This window comes from Variovorax atrisoli, assembly GCF_014195185.1.
In the GTDB taxonomy this organism is placed as follows: Bacteria; Pseudomonadota; Gammaproteobacteria; order Burkholderiales; family Burkholderiaceae_C; genus Variovorax; species Variovorax atrisoli.
In genome coordinates this window covers 78,197-96,020 of record NZ_JACIBG010000002.1, presented here as the reverse complement: position 1 = coordinate 96,020, position 17,824 = coordinate 78,197, and the positions used below count along the sequence as shown (strand labels likewise).

Sequence of the window (17,824 nt, the reverse complement as noted above, 5' to 3'; positions counted from 1 at the left end):
CGCCTGCACGAGAACCTGCTGCCTGCCGGACCCGTACCGGTGCCGGCGCGCGGCAGCCCTTCGCTAGCCTGCGTCGTAGAAGAACTCTTCGCGCACGATCTTTCCGTCCTTGACGGTGTAGAGCGCCATTTCCTCCATGGTGAAGCGGTGGCCGTTGGCCTTCATCGTCACGTCGAAGCGGAAGCCGACGATGAAGCGGTCGTCGTGCGGCCACGGACCGGCGACCTGCATCGAATGCACTTCATGGTTGGCGGTCCACCACTCGCCCTTGGCCCTGATGGCCGCGAGACCGACCGCCTCGCGCGCCTGGCCGGGCGGGGCGCTGGCCTCGACGCTCACTGCCTCGGGTGCATAGAGCACCTGTGCGCCTTCGAAATTTCCGTCCTTGCAAAGCGCCACGAGCCTGTCGGCGATTTCCTTGGTGTTCATGAGTTTCTCCTGTGAACGTTGGGAGGGAACGAGCGAGCGAATGAACGAATGAACGAATGAACGAATGAACGAGCGAACGAAGACCGGGGGCGCAGTTTAGGCCTGGCGGAAGGCGTCGAGGCTGCAGGGCTCGAGCCGGCAGCTTCGGATCTCGAGCGGCAGCTGCTTCATCGCGGCGGCCTTTCTCCGGCGTCGGAGCTGCACGGCCGAAGCACCCAGCCGAGCGAGAACACATAGCGGCTGCCGCCCACCACCCGTGTCACGCTGTGCTCGCAGGCATCAGGGCGGAACAGCTTGATGCGCCGCGTCGCGAAGATCGGCGTGGCGCAGACGAACTCGCCGCCCGAGCGCGGCGACTTCAGCACGATGTTGAGCCGGTAGTGCCGTCCGGCCTGAACAGGGTCGGTGTGCGGCGGGATCTCCGAGCCTTCGGGGTAGCGGATGAGGTAGCTGTCGAACGGCAGCGGCCAGCGCGCCGTGAGCAGCAGCATCTTGTCGTAGCCCGTGCCCTGGCGGCCGCGCTGCCAGCGGAAGGCCAGGGAGAAATAGTTGCGCAGTTCGGTGGCGAAACTCATGCGGGATGTATGGGAGCCTCCAGGCCGCGCATTTTGAGCCGATTCAGCAGAAGACGATCGCGGTCCTGTGCTCGATGCTCAGGCGAGCCGATTCGTACAGCAGCAGCCAGGAGACGTATTCGCGATACAGGCTGTCGTCCTCGTCGATGAGCGCATCGATGCGTTCGGCTTCCTCGTCGGAGAGCCTGCCGTCGTCGAGGCGGATGCCCAGCGCGGGAGCGACGAACACCAGCTCCTCGAGCAGCCGCTGGGAGGAGCCCAGCATGCCGCCGGGAAGGCCGGCCGGTTCCTCGATGTCCGCATCGCCTTCGGCTTCTTCCTCGTCGCCGCCGTCCCCGTCGAACAGCACCTCGTCGAAGTCGACGGGAACGTAGAAGCCCTCGGCGTCGGAGTGGCACAGCAGGTGGCTCTCGCAGCCGTCGAGCAGCGCCTGGATCTTCGGGTCGGCCGTGGGGTCGACATCGTCCGCCAGCGGCGTGGCCACCCAGTCGGGCGACAGCACGCGGTGCGCATAGGCGCGGCGCAGGTAGTGGATGAAGGAGTACGGAAAGCCGTCGATCGAGGCGCGCGAGTCGAGTTCGAGCGGACCGCGCGACTCGGTGTGCGGGGGAAGCCCCGCGGCGGCGAGCACGCGATTGACTTCGGCCAGTTCTTCCTCGAAGCCCTCGGCGCTTTCGGGATCGTCCTCGAGCAGTTCGGCGAGCATGCCGACGCAGACAGCCAGGCCCATGGTGTTGTCCTCCAGGTTGTGGGTTCGCCGCGATGGTGAGGGCGGCCGGTGAAGGAGCGATGACCGGTCGATGCTCCTTCGCCGTTCCCCCTGTCAGGCACTCGCCGCAGCCGCGAAAGGCCTGGACGCGACGGGGCCGGGCGTTACCGTTACCAGCTGCACTTCTTGCCGTCGTCGGAGGCGATGTCCTGCGAGAACGAATACTGCTTGCCGTTGCGCAGGTTCTTGTAGTCGAAGCCGTAGATGTTCGCGCCCTGGGTCGTCACGACGTACTGGCCCGCGATGCGGCCGTCGACGATCTCGGCCCAGGTGGTGGTGTATTCCCACGGACGGCCCTCGGGCTTGTCACCGACCTCGGTCTTCACCGGCACGATGGTGATCACGCGCGACGCCCCCTTGTACCTGACGTATCCGCCTGACCAGTTGCTGTTCGGGTCGGAAAACACGCGCCACTCCAGGCGGATCGATTGCGCGGAGGATTCGGTCAGGCAGCGGTAGTCGACCGAGACCGGCGCATCGCCCGATGCGGCCAGTGCCGACAAGGGCAGCAGGAGTGCTGCGAGCGCAAGGCGGGTGTGGTTCATGGCAGGCAGCCGAAGCCGGTGAACTGAACTGCTCAGTTGAAAACGATCGCCGTCTTGTGCGCAATGCTCAGCCGGGCCGATTCGTAGAGCCGCAGCCAAGAAACGTACTCCCGATGGAGGCCCCGGTCGGCGTCGATGAGCCTGCCGATCCGTTCGGCTTCCTGGTCAGACAGCTCGCCGTCGGCGAGTTCGATGCCCAGTGCGGGGGCCACCAGCACCAGTTCGTCGAGCAGGCGGTAGGACGAGCCGAGGATGCCGCCGGGCAGTTTCTGATCCGGCTCGGCGTACAGCACTTCGTCGAAATCGACGGGCACGTAGAGCCCTTCCGCATCGGAGTGGCAGATCAGGTGGCTCTGCATGTCGCTCAGCGCGTCGTCGACCGCCGGATCCTCCGAGGGGTCGACACCGTCTTCCACCGGAGTAGCCGTCCAGTCGGGCGAATTCGCGCGGTACGCATAGGCCCGGCGCAGGTAATGGATGAACGAGTACGGGAAGCTGCCGATCGCCGCACGCGAGCGCAGCGGCGGCAGCTCACGCGGCTCTGCGTGCGGCGGAAGGCCCGCCGCCGACAGCACCTCGTTCACCACCGCCAGATCTTCCTGGAGCCATTCGGCCCCTTCGGGATCGTGTTCGAGCAGATCGACGAGCACGCCGATGCTGATGGCCAGGCCCATTGTGTTCTCCCTGTTTGCTTTCGAATCGGCAAATGCGAAATGCGAAATGCGAAATGCGAAATGCGAAATGCGAAATGCGAAATGGCTACTTCGCCGCCTCCACCTTCACCCGCGCATTCGGCGCCTCGCCGAACATCTCGGGCGCGTACATGGCCTCCACGCGGCTCGGCGGCAGCGCGAAGTCGCCGACGTTGTTCAGGCGCACGGTGTATTCCATCTTCACCACGCCCTTGGGCAGGTACTCGTAGTAGCTGCGGAAGGCCTCGAAGCTGCGCTCCTCGAAGGCCGGCCAGCCCGCGCCCGACTTCTTCTCGCCCTGCGTGGCGATCTGCGAGTCGCGGCCCAGGCCGCCGCCGAGGATGGTGGCGCCGCCCGGGATCGGGTCACTGATGACCACCCAGGTCATGTCGGCGCTGGCGTTCACCTCCAGCGTCACGCGCAGCACGTCGCCGCGCGTGTACTTGCCGGCGGTGGCCTGCTCGACCGGGGTGATGGTCTTCTTGATGGCGTAGCCGGCCGCGAACGGCGCCTTCAGCTGCACGGCAGCGATCGACTGCAGCGTGAGCCACGGCTTGCCGGTGCCCTGCTGCGTCACCAGCAGCGTGTCGCGCACCGGAGCACCGGACGGCGACGATGCCCACGGCAGGAACATCGTGTTGTTCTTCAGGTTGCCCGGCGAGGCGGGTGCGCCGAAGAAGGTGCTCTGGTTGGGCGCGCCGGCCGCGTCACTGGTCTTCACGCGCTCGACCTTGCTCCAGTCGACTTGCGCCTTCACGGCGCCAAGCGTGGCGGCGGTGACGCCGGTCACCGGCGTGCTCTCGAACACCTTGCTGAATTTCTCCAGCGCCAGTCCGCCCCACAGGTTGGCGGTGGTGGTGTGCCAGGCGCCGTTCTGCTGGCGGCCGATGAAGCCGTTGGCGAGCTTGCCGATGTCGTCCTTCCAGGCCGGGTCGTCCATCACGCTGAGCAGCAGGCGGGCGGTGTTGACGTCGCCGTTGGTCATCAGCCACCACCAGTAGTCGTCCTGCTCGGTGCTGAAGATCAGCTTGGTGCCCTGGTACGACAGGCGCGCCTTCAGCACGTTGTTGGCCTCGTCCAGGCGCTGCTGGCGCTGCGGCACGTCGTTCACGCGCTTGAGGATGTTGAGCCAGTCGATCACCGCGCTGGTGGGCCACTGGTTCGGCGCGATGGTGATGCTGCCGACCATGCTGCCCTTGGCCTTGCCGTAGCGCGAGAGCGCTTCGAGCGCGGCCAGCTTGCGCACGTCGAGGTCTTTGCGCGGACTCCAGAACTCGCGGGTGATGCGGCCTTCGACGAAGGCGATCAGGCCCGACTCCATCGGCGCGCGCACGTCGTCGGCGAGCGCGAAGGCGGGGTTGAGCTGGGCCGCTTCGTTCGTGGCCGCGAGCAGGTACGAGGTGAGGATGTCGCTGCCGCGGTTGGCCTCGCCGTCGCGCGGCGGGAAGTAGTTGGCCAGGCCGTCGCTGTCCAGGTAGGTCGGCAGCTGGGCCAGCACGCCCTGCCACATCTTCGCGTCGCGCAGGCCGACCGACTTGCTGGTCTTCTGCTCGAGGCAGATGAAGGGGTAGTTGGCGAACCAGTCGCGCACGCCCGGCAGGCCTTCGGCCAGCTTGGGCTGCAGCGAGAGCTTCAGGCCGCCGCGGCCGGGCAGGGCGTCGGCGGGCGGCGCCACGTCGAGCGTGAACGGACCGTCGACCTGCACCAGCGTGCCTTGCTGCACCGTGAGCGGCACCGAGGGCACGATGCGCTGGCGCACCTTCAGTGCGTCTCTCGCACCTTGGGCGCCGCCGCTGATGTCCTTGGCCTCGATCTCCCACAGGATGGCTTCGGCGCGCGTCTGCCCGAGCTGCGCGGGCGCGGTCACGGTCCATGCCACTTCGCGGGCCTCGCCGGCCGGGATGTCGACCGTCTGCGGCTCCAGCGTGAGCAGGGTGGCGCGCGGCGTGGCCTCGACCTTCATCGGCTTCTGCGTGGTGTTGCGCAGGGTGATCTGGGCGCGGAACTGGTCGTCCTCGCGCACCAGCGGCGGCAGGCCGCTGATGATCTGCAAGTCCTGCGTGGCCTGGATGCTGGCCTGTCCGGTGCCGAACAGGTTGGCGCCCGAATCGGCCACCGCCACGATCTTGAAGGTGGTGAGCGCGTCGTTCAGCGGCACCGTCACCACGGCCTGGCCGTTGGCGTCGAGCACCACCTTCGGGTTCCACACGAGCAGGGTGTCGAGCAGTTCGCGCGTCTGGCCCTTGCCGCCGCCGCCGCCCGCGGGCACGGCCTTGCGGCCGTAGTGGCGCCGGCCGACGATTTCCATCTGCGCGGTGGAGGTGCTCACGCCCCAGCTGCGGCGCTGCAGCATCGCGTTGAGCAGGTTCCAGCTGTCGTTGGGCATCAGCTCCAGCAGCGCCTGGTCGACCGCCGCGAGCGCCACTTCGGCGCCGGCCGCGGGCTTGCCGTCGGGCAGCTTGGCGCTGATGGTGACCTGCGCCTTGCTGCGGATCGGGTAGCTGGGCTTGTCGCTGGTGACGGTCACGTCGATCTGGTGGGCGCGCGTGCCGACGCGGATCTCGGCCATGCCGAGGCGGTAGGCGGGCTTGCTCAGGTCGACCATGGCGGTCGGCGCCACGTATTCCTTGCCCTCGTACCAGAAGGCCGTCCACCACTCGCGCGGCGACCTGAATCCCCAGGTGAAGAAGCTGTACCAGGGCACCTCGCGCAGGCGGCCGCGCAGCGCGAGCACGCTCACGTAGGCGTTCGGTCCCCACTCGGGCTTCACCTCGAGGGTGACGGTCGGGTCCTTGCCGTCGAGCTTGACCACGTGCGTCTCGATGATGCCCTCGCGTTCCACCGCGACCAGCGCGGTCGCGAAGCGGAAGGGGCTGCGCACCTGGAACTTGGCGATCTCGCCGGGCTGGTAGCTCTTCTTCTCGGGCAGCACGTCGATGCGGTCGTTGTCCTCGCCGCCGAACCACAGTTCGCCCTGTTTGGTCACGTAGACCGAGCTCACCGCCCTGGCGTCGCGGCCTTCGCTGTCGGTGGCGCTGGCGATGAGTTCGACCTCGCCGGCTTCCTTCAGCTCCGATTCGCACAGCAGCAGGCCGCGCGCGTCGCTCTTGCCGCTGCAGACGGTGCCGATGTCCTTGGTCTCGGTCTTGTTGTCGTAGGTGTAGAAGCCGCCCACCATGCGCTTGCGGCTGGTGGTGGTGATGCGCGCCACGGCGCGCACGTTGAGCGTCACGTTGGCCTGGGGCTTGCCCGAGAGGTCGAGCGCGAGCGCCTGGAACTTCAGCTTCTGGGCGGTGGAGACCCAGCCCTCGGTCTTGATGCCGGCGATGACGGATGCCGGCCACAGCGTCTGCGTGCTGCGGATGGTCTGCACCTCGCCGTTCGGGTCGGCGTAGGTGGCCTCGAGCAGCAGCTCGCGCGCGGCCTTGACCTTTGGCACCTTGTCGATGGTGACCTTGCCGGCGCCGTCCTTGTTGAGCGTGAGCGGCAGCTTGTCGGCGATCACGCGGGTGTCGTTCACGCTGTTGAGGTCTTCCTCGCCCGAGCCGGCCTCGGCCGCTGCGGTGACGGCCGTGGCCGCCTCGCTGCCGTCGCCCTGCGAGGCGCGCGGCGGGCTGAAGCTGAAGGCGTCGTAGTCGGAGAAGCTCAGGCTCTTGCCGCGCACCATGGCCGACACGCGCACCGGCAGGTTGGCCGCGCCGCCGCCGGAAACGTAGTTGATCTGCACGTCGGTGGGCACGCTGGTGGCCGCCACCAGCGGCTTCTTGTCGGCCGGCGTGATGCGGCCCTCGAGCACGGGCAGGCGGAATTCCTCGACGCGGAAGCTGCCGGTGGAGAAGCTGCGGCCGTAGCCTTCGTCGCCATCGCCTTCACCCTCGCTGTTGCCGTCGCCGTTGGCGTCCTTGCCGCCGGTGCGCAGCATCACCTCGTACACGCCGAGCTTGGCGGCCGGTGGAATGGCGAAGCTGTTCTCGGCGCTCAGGCCGCCGGTGGCGGTCTTGCGCCAGTTCAGCGGCTGCGTGAAGCGCTGGCCGCTGCCCACGTGGGTGATGACCAGCGTGTCGGGGCGGTTCTCGGGCAGGCCGAACCCCTTGCTGGTCTGCGTGCGGATCAGGCTTTTCATCGACACCGTCTCGCCGGCGCGCAGCAGCGTGCGGTCGAAGATGGTGTGGGCGACGCGGTCGGCCTCGGGCTGCAGGCTGGTGGGCACGTTGAAGCGCCAGGGCTCGATGCCGCGCTGCCAGTCGCTCCAGGTGAAGGCGAGGTCTTCCACGCCCTTCTCGTCCTTGGCGCGGGCGCTGACGAACCAGGCGCCGCTGTCGTATTCATTCGGTCCGTTGCACGAGGGCGCCTGCGGCGAGATGCCGCTGAGCATGACCACGCCGTTGGCGTCGGTGGTGCCGCTGGCCACGGCCTTGCCGTCGCAGCTGGACACGCGCACCTCGGCGCCAGCCACGACCTTGCCCTTGTCCAGCGTGGTGACCCAGGCCATCGAGTTCTCGCGGCCCAGCTTGAAGTGCACCGCCAGGTTGGTGGCCAGCGCGGTGGTGCGCACGTACATCGTGCGCCCGGCGTTGTAGCGCTCGTCGAGCAGCGCCTCGCCCAGCTTCTGCGAGGCGATCTCGAGCACGTGGAAGCCCGGCGTCAGCGGGATGCCGATGACCTCGAAGGGGCGCGGATCGCCGCTGTCGGCCTTGGGCATGTCGAGCGCCTTCACACCGGGCTGGCCGGCCAGCAGCGACAGCATGCGGGTCTGCAGCGTGGTGCGGTCGTCCTTGTCGATGACCGGGGGCAGCGGGCCCTTCACGTCCTTGCGCGCCTGTTCGCGCGAGATGGTGAAGTTGTCGTAGCGGCGCACCTTGCGGAACCACGCGATGATCTCCGCGTCGGTCTTCGGGTTCATGTCGCTCACCTTGCCGGGCGTGAGCGCGTTCACCATCAGCTTCGGCTCCACGCGGCGCACGGTGACCGGCATCATGGCCGGCGTGTCGGGCTCGGCCAGGCGCTCGACCACGCCGAAGGGCGAGGCGGCGAACTTGGCCAGCGGCGGCATCGCGCCGGTGGCCACCTTCATCGGGAAGTTGCCGGGCGTGGCCAGCGGGCGGCCCGAGGCGTCCTCGAACTTCGAGGGCAGCTCGATGCTGTACTGCGCGCTCTCGGCCAGCGGCGGGCCGAAGTACACGCCGTTGACCACGTCGTCGTCGCTCTGCGCGCCGCCTTCGATCTGGGCCTTGACGGTTTGCCCGTTGCCCTTGAGTTCGATCTGCGCTGCCAGCTTGCGCGTGACCGGCGCGTTGAACGTCAGCTGCATCGGGCGCAGCGGCAGGCAGGCGGCCTGCGCGTTCTCGCGCTCGCAGGTGAAGGACGCGGCGAAAGGCTCGCGCACCTGGAACTCCAGGCGGCGCTCCACGTTGTTGGCCACACCCGAGGGCGTGGCGACGCCCTTGCCGTAGACGACCTGCACCTTGGCGCCGGGCGTCAGCGTGCGGTTGCACTGCAGCGTGACGAAGCGCAGCGGGTCTTTCTCGGCCGACTTCTCGCGGCCGAAGGCCTTGAGCAGGCCGGCGCGCTGCTCGCCGTCGAGCAGCTTGACCGGGATGCGCTCGCCCACGCCGTCGGCCGTGCACCAGACGTTCTGGCGCACGCTCTCCAGCGTGGCCGCGCCGTTGAGCTCCAGCATGAACATCTGCTGCTCGTCGATACGGCTGTAGCTGCCCGGCATGTAGTTGCGCACGAAGGGCCCGCCGGTGTTGAACTGGTAGCGCTCGGGGCCGGTGAGCTCGCCCGAGGCGGGCTTGAAGGTGGGAATGCGGGTGACCGTGCAGCGCACGCCGGGCGGCAGGTCGTTCTCGAAGTCGTAGACCCAGGCCTTGGCGTCGGTCCAGCGGCCGGTGCCCTTGGCAGCCTGGGCGTCGTTGCAGCTGACGGCGAGCGGGGCGGGGGCCTTGGGGTCGCCGAAGTTGACGGCGGGCTGGTCGAACTTGGCGACCACCTGCCGAACCCGCGCCACTTCGCCCTGCGGCGAGAGGCTGACGATCTGGAGGGCATGGCCCGGGCCGGCCGCAAGAGCGCCGCCGGCCAGGAGCAATGTTGGAAGGAAACGGTTCACTTTTTTATATCTCCACCTGAGAGGCAGCGCGCAGCGTAGCCGATTTGCACGACGGTTCGGGAGTGCCAACAGTCATAGGCCGTCGGCCCGGCCTTCCGGCGCGGCCGGCTTTACACAGCTCTTCTTACAATCGGGGCCGTCGTGCGTGCGCCGCGCGGACCGCCACCAAGATCTCGCCGCCGACCGATGAAACGCTACTGGGAAATAGACGCCTTGCGCGGGCTGATGCTCGTGCTGATGACCGTCACCCACCTGCCCACCCGGTTGACCGACCCGCTGGGCCAGCCATTCGGTTTCGTTTCGGCTGCGGAAGGTTTCGTTTTGCTTTCCGCCTTCGTCGCCGGCCTGGTGTACAGCCGCATCGGCCACGTCCGCGGCGTCGACTCGATGCGCCAGGCCTTCTGGCGGCGCGTGCTCAAGGTCTACCTGGCCCAGGCCGCGACCCTGCTGTTCCTGTTCACGGTGATCACGGCCGTGGGCCTGCACATCGACCAGCCGGCGGTGAAGAACCTGGTGTCCTACTACCTGGCCGAGCCGCGCGAGGGCTTCATCTACGGACTGCTGCTCATCTACGAGCCGGCGCTGCTCGACATCCTGCCGATGTACATCTTTTTCATGCTCATGAGCCCCTGGGTGCTGGCCTTCGCCATGCGCCACGGCTGGACCTGGGTGATGGTGGTGAGCGCCACCGTGTGGGCGGCGGCGCAGTTCGGCATCAGCGAATGGGTCTACGGGCTGGCGGTGCACTACCTTGGCGTGCCGGTGCCCTTCCACGAGATGGGCGCCTTCAACACCTATGCGTGGCAGTTCCTGTGGTTCGCGGGGCTGTGCATCGGCGCGACACGCAACGATCCGGGCGCGCGTCCTCTGCACTTTCCGGGCTGGCTGCTGGCGCTGGCGGCGGGCATCGCGCTCTACGGCCTCTACTGGCGCCACACCGGCATCAATGGGCAGGCGCCGTTCGGCGGCGACGTGGAGCTGAACCTGCTGTTCGACAAGTGGCAGCTCGGCCCGCTGCGGCTGGTGAACCTGGTGGCGCTGGGCATCCTGGCGGTGCGCTTCGGGCCCTGGCTGATGCACCGCATCCCGCGGCTGCGCTGGCTGGAGGCAATGGGCTCGGCCTCGCTGCCGGTGTTCTGCGCTCACCTCGTGGCGGTGCTGCTGGTGCTGGCCTTCTACGGCGACAGCCAGACGGCGCGGCCCTGGTGGGGCGACGGCCTTCTGCTGGCGGCGGTGTTCTCGGGGATGTATTTCGTCGCGCGCTTCACGCGCGGCGCCGACGTTCCGCCGCCGGCCGACGACGTGCCGCCGGAGCCCGTTCGGGCCTGATTTCGGTCCTCGGGCGTCGCACCCGGCAGGGGCGACGAAGCGCGCCGGGCTTCGGGCCGGCTCAGGGGTTCTGCAGGTGCGGCGCGATCACCGAGTGCCAGAGGCGGTAGCCCTCGTCCGTCATGTGCAGCTTGTCGCTGCGGAAGAGCTCGGGGCGCGGGCGGCCGTCGGCGCCCAGCATCGGCGTGTAGATGTCGATGAATTCGCTGTTGGGCAGCAGGTTCAGGTAGGCCGAGATCACATGGTTGGTCTCGCGGATCTGCGGCAGCAGCTGTTCGCGCGAGGGGCTGGGCTTGACCGAGATGAAGCTGATGCGCGCCTCGGGCAGCTCGGCGCGCACCGCGTTCGCGAAGCGCGCGAAGCTGTCGAGCACCTGCAGCGGCGTGCGGCCCTCGGCCAGGTCGTTGTCGCCCGCATACACCATCACGTGGCGCGGCTTGTAGCGCACCACCAGGTCGCGCGCGAAGAGGGCGCAGTCGGCCAGGGTGGAGCCCCCGAAGCCGCGGTTGACGACGCCGCCGGGCACCTGCTGGGCGAAGTCCTGCGACAGGCGGGTCCACATCCGCACCGTGGAGCTGCCGACGAACACCACGCCGCCCGGCGCCGGAAAGCGCTCCTGGTCGGCGCGGGCGAAGGCGGCGAGCTCGTTGTGCCAGCGGCTCTTGGCGGCCAGGTAGTCGCGGGCGGCGGCAGCCTCGGCGGCGGCCGTCTCGGATTCCTGGGGAAAGAAGCTGGACTGGGCGCTGGCGGATAGCGCGGCGGCCAGCAGAGCGACCGCGGCGAGCGCGGTTTTCATCGGATGCATCGGAAGGACGGAAAAGAATGCGGAAGGCGGCGAATGGGCGATTTTCCCTTACGACGCCCCAGCAGCCGCGCTCGTTGACAGTCAGGCCCCGGCTAGAGAGTTTTCTCGATGAGCGCGCCCTTGAACAGGATCGGCCCCTTCGGCCCGCTGCCCGGCGGCACGCCGCCCTTGGCCTCGAGCGAGATGGCCAGCGCGGGCACGGCCTGCACGTCGGATTCCGACGCCGTCAGCCGCAGGGCCGGCGCGTTGCCGAGCACGCCCAGCGAACGCGGCGCGCCGCCCGGGGGCAGGGCCCAGAGCTGCAGCGACTTGTCCACGCCTTCCTGGTAGCCGCCGACGCGCTGGAGCACCAGCTGCTTCTTCTTCGGATCGAAGGTCACGAGCATCGAGGCGGCGGCCTTGTCGTCGTTGAGCACGGCCACGTATTGCACCGCGGGTGCGTTCTGCAGCTGGTCGCGCAGGTTCAGGCCGACCGTCACGGCCACCACCGTGGCCAGCGCGCCGGCCGCGGCCGCACCGCGCCACAGCGCGAGACTGCGCAGCCAGCCGCCCTGGCCGGCCTCGCCGGCGGCCCTGGCCGCATCGCGCTGGCGCTCCAGCGCGAGCGCCGACTGTTCGGCGTCGATGATGTTGCGGATGCGCGTCCAGACCGCCGGGTCGGGCACGACGGGCGACTGCAGCTCCGTCATGCTCGCCAGCCGGCCCTGCCAGACCAGCGCGGCGGCGCGCACGGGCGCCTGCTCGCGGGCCAGGGTCTCGAAACGGCGGCGGGCGCCGCCGCGCAGGGTGCCCAGCGCATGGCTCGCGGCCAGCAGCTCGAGCAATTCGGGGTGTGCGATGAGGTTCATGATGGGACAAACGCCTTTTGAAACGCCTTCTTCGTCGTCACCGCGCTCACGCGAAGCGTCCCATGCACACGCGCAGCTTCTCGAGGCCGCGCCGTATCCAGGTCTTGACCGTGCCCAGGGGCAGCTTCAGCTGCTCGGCGAGTTCGCCGTGGCTCATGTCGCGCAGGTAGGCCAGGCTCACCACTTCCCGCTGACGGCCTTCCAGCTGGCTCAGGCACTGGTGCAGGGCCCAGGCCTGCTCGCTCGCATCGGCGTTCTCGGCCGGGCCGGGCGCGTCCGACTCGAGCTGGTCGGCCATCTGCTCGTCGAATTCCTGCGTGAGCTGGGCGCGGTCGGCGGCGCGGCGGCGCAGCAGGTCGAGTGCCCGGCTGCGCACGATGAGCCCGAGCCAGGCCAGCGGCGGGCTCAGCGAGGCGCGGTAGTCGCCCGCTACGCGCCAGACGGTCAGGAAGCTCTCCTGGAGCACGTCTTCCGCCCATTCGCGCTGGCGCACCACACGCATCGCCAGGCCCATCAGCCGGGGAGAGGTTCGGTCGTAGAGCTGCCGCAGTGCGGCTTCGTCGCGATGGCCGATCCGGTCGATCAGCGCCATCAGTTCGGCGTCGGGGCTGGGTGCAGGCATCCACTGATTGTGGGGCATCGGTGCGCATGCCCGATGTACGGGGCAATCCCGTGGACGGATTCAGCGCGCCGGCCAAATGAAGTCTTTTGGAAACATTTGTGAACGTATACTGCGCCGCAAAAACCGAGGGACCGCGGGTGCGCGGACGGAGAAGATGAAGCAAATTGCGATCGTGATCGCGCTCTGCGTGGGCGCGTGGTACTTCTTTATCGGCGGGCGCAAGCTCGACGAGCCGATGGTGCGCGACTACTACCAGAAGGAAGCCCACGCCATCTACTCGCGCGACCCCGAGGCGCTGTGCAAGCAGCTCAGCCGCAATGCCCGCATCGAGAGCAGGACCACGATGATGGGGAAGACGCTCGAAAGCTCCCACAACCGCGACGAGGCCTGCCAGGCGACCCGCGATACCTTCCAGACCTTCAGCAAGGTCGGCGAACGCATGGGCGGCATCCTCACCATCGAATACGAGTACCACATCGACGACATCGAGGTGGCCCCCGGCCGCAAGAGCGCCGTCGTCAAGGGCACCAGCGTGCTGAAGATGGGCGAGTCTCTGCTGCAATACAAGACCAGCTTCACCCAGCGCCTGGAGCGCGAGCTCGGCCAGATACGCCTCGTGCACGCGGACGAGGTCACGGTGATGCGCCTGGGCGGCGCCGGCGCCATGAGCCAGAGTGACTTCTTCCGCAAGTAGGAAGAAGACAGGACAGACAGCAAAAGGAAGAAAAGGGAGGTCGCCATGATCGTCGTCAAGGATGCGCTGCCGCCGCCACCGCCGTTCTGGCACCGGCTCAACAGCTTCTTCGCCTTTCCGTTCCAGATGCGGCCGCTGGCCTACGGCCTGCTGCTGTCGTTCTGCAGCCTGCTGTTCGACGCCGTCTTCTTCCTGCCGCAGGCGCTGGCCCTCTTCGTGATCGAGGTCGGCATCATGCTGGCCGCCAGCCGCTACGGCTTCAAGATCATCGCGCTGGGCGCGCGCGGCATCCGCGACTCCGCCGACTTCGGCCGCGAGTCGAGCGACGAATGGACCTACCTGCCCTGGAAGCTCTTCGCCATCTCGCTGGTGCAGGCATTCCTGATCGGCTGGCTCGCCTGGTATGCGCCCATCCTGGGCACGGTGGGGCTGTTCGTGATGTCCTTCACCTTCCCGGCGGCGGTGATCGTGCTGGTGCAGTCGGGCAGCTTCTTCCAGGCGATGAACCCCGCCAACGTGATGGATGCGATGCGCATCATCGGCTGGCCCTACGCGCTGCTGTGCTTCTTCCTGTTCCTTCTGAGCACCGGCGCGCAGGTGGCGCTGGCGATGGTGCTGCCGATGTTCGACGGGCGCATCGTGCTGCCGATCGTCAATTTCGCCTTCATCTACTTCGGCTGGGTCATGGCGAGCCTGCTGGGCTACGTGATGTTCCAGCACCACGACGCCTTCGGCTTCGACGCGGTGCCGGGCAGCGAGCTGCCCGACGGCGCGCCCGTCGACCGCCGCACGCCCGCGCAGATCGCCGCGCAGCGCACGGACGCGGAAGTGGCGCAGCTCATCACCGACGGCGACCTCGCGGCCGCGCTGGGCACGGCCTACGAGGCACAGCGCACCGCCGACTCCAACGACCTCGCGGCGCAGCGCCGCTACCACCGCGTGCTGGCGCTGATGCCCGAGAAGAAGGACACCATGCTCGACCACGCGCGGCGCTTCATCCCGCTGCTGATGCGGCGCGACCTGGCCTCGGAGGCGCTGAAGGTCTTCAAGGCCTGCAAGGAGCGCGACAAGGCCTTCGCGCTCGACGACCCGGCCATGGTCATCGCCATGGCCCGCGCCGAATGGCGCAACGGCGACGCCCACGCCACGCTGGCGCTGCTCTCGGGCTTCGACAAGCGCTTCCGCGGCAACGAGGCCATTCCGCAGGCCTACGAACTCGCGGCACGCGCGCTGGTGCAGGGGCTGGGCCGTTCCGACATGGCGCAGCCCATCCTGACGACGATGGAAGCGCGCTACCCCGACAGCGAGCAGACGCAGGAAGTGCGCTGGCTGCTGCGGCCGGCGGCGCCGCCGGCGCAGACGGCATAGCGGCAGGCGCCCTCAGGCGTTCTGCAGCGCCCGCGTCACCATGTCGTTGGGCGCGAGCCGCAGCAGATGCGGCAGCAGGCCCATCGCCTTGTCGCGCAGGCCGGCGTGCAGCAGCCCGTTGGCGCAGGTCGAGAGCGTGTCGGCCAGCTCGGGGTGGTCGGGCGCCGTATTCAGCAGGATGCGGCAGAGGCGGTCGGCGTCCTCGAACTGGCGGATGCGGGAGAAGCGCCGGGCGAGGCGGGCCATGTCCTCGGGCTTGAGCCGCACGCCGGGGCGGGCCTGGTCGAGGTAGGCCTGGAAGCTCGCGTGCTGCAGCGACAGGGTGTGGTCGTCGGTGGCGGGCAGGCGGAAGATGCGGCGCGCGGCGTGGTGGAAGTCGTCGCTCGCCGGCTGCAGGCGCGCGGTGTTGAACCAGGCGCGCAGCGTCTCGGCGTCGTTGGGGCGCAGCGCGGCGGCGGCGCGCCATTCGGCGCAGGCGCGGTCGAACTTCATCGCCGAGCCGAACCTGCGGGCCGCGGCCACGTGCTCTTCGAAGCGGTCGTCGTCGCGCACCATCTCCGATTTGACGGTCTCCGGCGTCTTCACCCGGCCCAGCAGCATGGCGCCGCACATCAGTGCAGCACCCGTCAGCAGGCCGCCGAGGTGGGCCATGTAGGCGATGCCCTGGCCGCCCAGCCAGTGCTGCATCAGCTCGTTGGCGATCCAGGCCGGCAACAGCAGCAGGGCCGGCGCGGTGACGTAGTTGAAATAGAAGAACAGCTGGTAGAAGAAGCGGATGCGCCGCAGGCGGTACATCACCGCGTACATGCCCATCAGCGCCGAGACCGCGCCCGAGGCGCCCAGCCCGTAGGTGCCGCCCGCGTAGGCCCAGCCGGCCAGCACCGACGCGCCGACCGCGCCCAGCAGGTAGAACGCCAGGTAGGTGCCGCGCCCCAGCGCCAGCTCCACCGAGAAGCCGAAGAGGAACAGGAACAGCATGTTGCCCAGCAGGTGGCCGGTGCTGGCGTGCAGGAAGGCGTTGGTGATCCAGGTCCAGGGCCTGAATTCGGCATCCGTCGCGTAGCTCTGCGCCCAGCGTTCGGTGAAGGGCGCGGGCAGCATCGACTCGTACTGCTGGCGGGCGCGCTTCCACTCGCCGTACTGCGGGTTGTCGGGCTTGATGACCTCGTCGGCGCGCAGCTTGTGCAGGAACTTGCGGTCGTTCTGCAGGCCTTCGAGCAGCTGCGGATAGGCCTCCTCGTGCCGGAGCATGCGGCGCGCGACCTTGCCGCGCTTGGGGTCGGTCTTCTCGAGCCATTCGACGAAGGCCGGCAGCTCCAGCTGGGGCAGCGCGCTCTTCACGTAGTAGGCTGCGGCGCGCTCCTGCCCCTTCTCCTCGCTGCGCTGCGGTCCCCAGAACACGATCATGTTCACGAGGATCAGCAGCAGCGTCATCCATGGTGGATTGCGCCAGCTCGGCTTGTTCTCGAGCGGGATGGCGTAGAACACGGGGCGCTTTCCGGCTTTCGGATCGGCCGCTTACGGGCGGCCGCCGCCGGGCCGCACCGAGGCGGGCCGCGCCTTCCCCGTGGAAGGCGGAGTGAAAGGCCGGAGGGCCGACATTTCTAGCCGAGGCGGGCGCGGTGGCGGGCGACCTGCGCCTTCACCTGCGCCGGCGCGGTGCCGCCGAGGATGTTGCGCGCGTTCAGCGAGCCGCGCAGGCTCAGCACGTCGTACACGTCCTTCTCGATGCTCGGGTTGAACTGCTGCAGCACGGCCAGGGGCAGCTCGGCCAGGTCGACCTGGTGCGAGGTGGCGGCCTTCACGGCGTGGGCCACGGTCTCGTGCGCGTCGCGGAAGGGCAGGCCCTTCTTCACGAGGTAGTCGGCCAGGTCGGTGGCGGTGGCGTAGCCGCGCAGCGTGGCGGCTTCCATGGCTTCGGGCTTCACGGTGATGCCGCCGATCATCTCGGCGAAGATGCGCAGGGTGTCCTTGAGCGTGTCGACCGTGTCGAACAGCGGCTCCTTGTCTTCCTGGTTGTCCTTGTTGTAGGCCAGCGGCTGGCCCTTCATGAGCGTGATGAGCGCCATCAGGTGGCCGACCACGCGGCCCGTCTTGCCGCGGGCCAGCTCGGGCACGTCGGGGTTCTTCTTCTGCGGCATGATCGACGAGCCGGTGGTGAAGCGGTCGGCGATCCTGATGAAGCCGAAGTTCTGGCTCATCCACAGGATGAGTTCCTCGCTCATGCGGCTCACGTGCACCATGCACAGGCTGGCGGCGGAGGTGAACTCGATGGCGAAGTCGCGGTCGCTCACCGCGTCCAGGCTGTTCTGGCAGACGCCGTCCATGCCCAGGGTCCTGGCGACCAGTTCGCGGTCGAGCGGGTAGCTGGTGCCGGCCAGCGCGGCGGCGCCCAGGGGCAGGCGGTTGACGCGCTTGCGGACCTCGCTCATGCGCTCCGCGTCGCGGCTGAACATCTCGACGTAGGCCAGCATGTGGTGGCCGAAGCTCACCGGCTGCGCCACCTGCAGGTGGGTGAAGCCCGGCAGGATCACGTCGACGTTCTTCTCGGCGATGTCCACCAGCGCCTTCTGCAGCTCGACCAGCAGGTCGCCGATCAGGTCGATCTCGCCGCGCAGCCACAGGCGCACGTCGGTGGCGACCTGGTCGTTGCGGCTGCGGCCGGTGTGCAGGCGCTTGCCGGCGTCGCCGACCAACTGGGTCAGGCGGGCCTCGATGTTCAGGTGCACGTCTTCCAGGTCGAGCTTCCACTCGAAGGCGCCGGATTCGATCTCGGAACGGATCTGCGCCATCCCGCGTTCGATGGCGGCGTGGTCCTGCACGCTGATGATGCCCTGAGCTGCCAGCATGCCGGCATGTGCCAGCGAGCCCTGGATGTCGGCCTGCCAGAGGCGCTTGTCGAAGAAGACGCTGGAGGTGTAGCGCTTCACGAGGTCGCTCATCGGTTCGGAGAAAAGGGCCGACCAGGCTTCGGATTTCTTGTCGAGTTGGTTTTGGGTCATGGGAGCCGTCCTGGAGGCAATAATGGGTTGGTTACCC

Annotated in this window: 14 protein-coding genes; 3 read left to right on the top strand and 11 right to left on the bottom strand. The window is 68.4% G+C overall.

The features are described from left to right. Positions 1-63: 63 nt before the first annotated feature. From FHY06_RS07365 to FHY06_RS07340, 6 genes are all read right to left on the bottom strand, one after another. Positions 64-429 (bottom strand): nuclear transport factor 2 family protein, encoded by a 366-nt coding sequence (locus tag FHY06_RS07365; RefSeq protein WP_019654166.1) that lies wholly within the window; start codon positions 427-429, stop codon positions 64-66. Positions 430-596: 167 nt separating this feature from the next. Beyond that, a complete protein-coding gene (locus tag FHY06_RS07360; protein ID WP_184604241.1) occupies positions 597-1,004 on the bottom strand; it encodes a 2OG-Fe(II) oxygenase family protein in 408 nt (135 codons plus the stop codon). A gap of 43 nt (positions 1,005-1,047) precedes the next feature. Next, a complete protein-coding gene (locus FHY06_RS07355; RefSeq protein WP_184604238.1) occupies positions 1,048-1,734 on the bottom strand; it encodes a putative DNA-mimic protein in 687 nt (228 codons plus the stop codon). Between the two features lie 149 nt (positions 1,735-1,883). After that, positions 1,884-2,318, bottom strand: a complete 435-nt coding sequence (locus tag FHY06_RS07350; protein ID WP_126182818.1) for a hypothetical protein — start codon at positions 2,316-2,318, stop codon at positions 1,884-1,886. A 32-nt stretch (positions 2,319-2,350) separates the two neighbouring features. Next, positions 2,351-2,992, bottom strand: a complete 642-nt coding sequence (locus FHY06_RS07345; RefSeq protein ID WP_184604236.1) for a putative DNA-mimic protein — start codon at positions 2,990-2,992, stop codon at positions 2,351-2,353. An 85-nt stretch (positions 2,993-3,077) separates the two neighbouring features. Continuing rightward, a complete protein-coding gene (locus tag FHY06_RS07340) occupies positions 3,078-9,119 on the bottom strand; it encodes an alpha-2-macroglobulin family protein (protein ID WP_184604234.1) in 6,042 nt (2,013 codons plus the stop codon). A 186-nt stretch (positions 9,120-9,305) separates the two neighbouring features. On the opposite strand from FHY06_RS07340, the gene opgC reads away from it, so the two are divergent. Continuing rightward, positions 9,306-10,448: an OpgC domain-containing protein gene (gene opgC / locus FHY06_RS07335; RefSeq protein ID WP_132752481.1), complete on the top strand. Its 1,143-nt coding sequence runs from the start codon at positions 9,306-9,308 to the stop codon at positions 10,446-10,448. A gap of 61 nt (positions 10,449-10,509) precedes the next feature. Here opgC and FHY06_RS07330 read toward each other — a convergent pair whose 3' ends face one another. The 3 genes from FHY06_RS07330 to FHY06_RS07320 form a co-directional block, all read right to left on the bottom strand. Further along, entirely contained in the window at positions 10,510-11,244 is a 735-nt protein-coding gene (locus FHY06_RS07330) for an SGNH/GDSL hydrolase family protein (RefSeq protein WP_020723044.1), read from the bottom strand. 101 nt (positions 11,245-11,345) lie between these two features. Further along, positions 11,346-12,101, bottom strand: coding sequence for an anti-sigma factor (locus FHY06_RS07325; protein ID WP_184604231.1), 756 nt, complete (start codon positions 12,099-12,101; stop codon positions 11,346-11,348). Positions 12,102-12,147: 46 nt separating this feature from the next. Next, on the bottom strand, positions 12,148-12,723 hold the full coding sequence (locus FHY06_RS07320; RefSeq protein ID WP_405054279.1) for an RNA polymerase sigma factor: 576 nt from the start codon (positions 12,721-12,723) through the stop codon (positions 12,148-12,150). Positions 12,724-12,877: 154 nt separating this feature from the next. On the opposite strand from FHY06_RS07320, the gene FHY06_RS07315 reads away from it, so the two are divergent. Further along, a complete protein-coding gene (locus tag FHY06_RS07315) occupies positions 12,878-13,417 on the top strand; it encodes a hypothetical protein (RefSeq protein WP_184604228.1) in 540 nt (179 codons plus the stop codon). Positions 13,418-13,462: 45 nt separating this feature from the next. Then, the gene (locus FHY06_RS07310) at positions 13,463-14,785 is read left to right on the top strand and encodes a hypothetical protein (protein WP_019654155.1); all 1,323 of its coding nucleotides are present in this window, start codon (positions 13,463-13,465) and stop codon (positions 14,783-14,785) included. 12 nt (positions 14,786-14,797) lie between these two features. On the opposite strand, the gene FHY06_RS07305 is transcribed toward FHY06_RS07310, so the two are convergent. Both FHY06_RS07305 and argH read right to left on the bottom strand, forming a co-directional pair. After that, positions 14,798-16,273 carry a rhomboid family intramembrane serine protease gene (locus FHY06_RS07305; RefSeq protein ID WP_184604226.1) on the bottom strand — a complete coding sequence of 492 codons (1,476 nt, stop codon included), beginning with the start codon at positions 16,271-16,273 and terminating at the stop codon, positions 14,798-14,800. A gap of 116 nt (positions 16,274-16,389) precedes the next feature. Next, a complete protein-coding gene (argH, locus tag FHY06_RS07300) occupies positions 16,390-17,787 on the bottom strand; it encodes an argininosuccinate lyase (RefSeq protein WP_132752486.1) in 1,398 nt (465 codons plus the stop codon). Between the last annotated feature and the right edge of the window lie 37 nt (positions 17,788-17,824).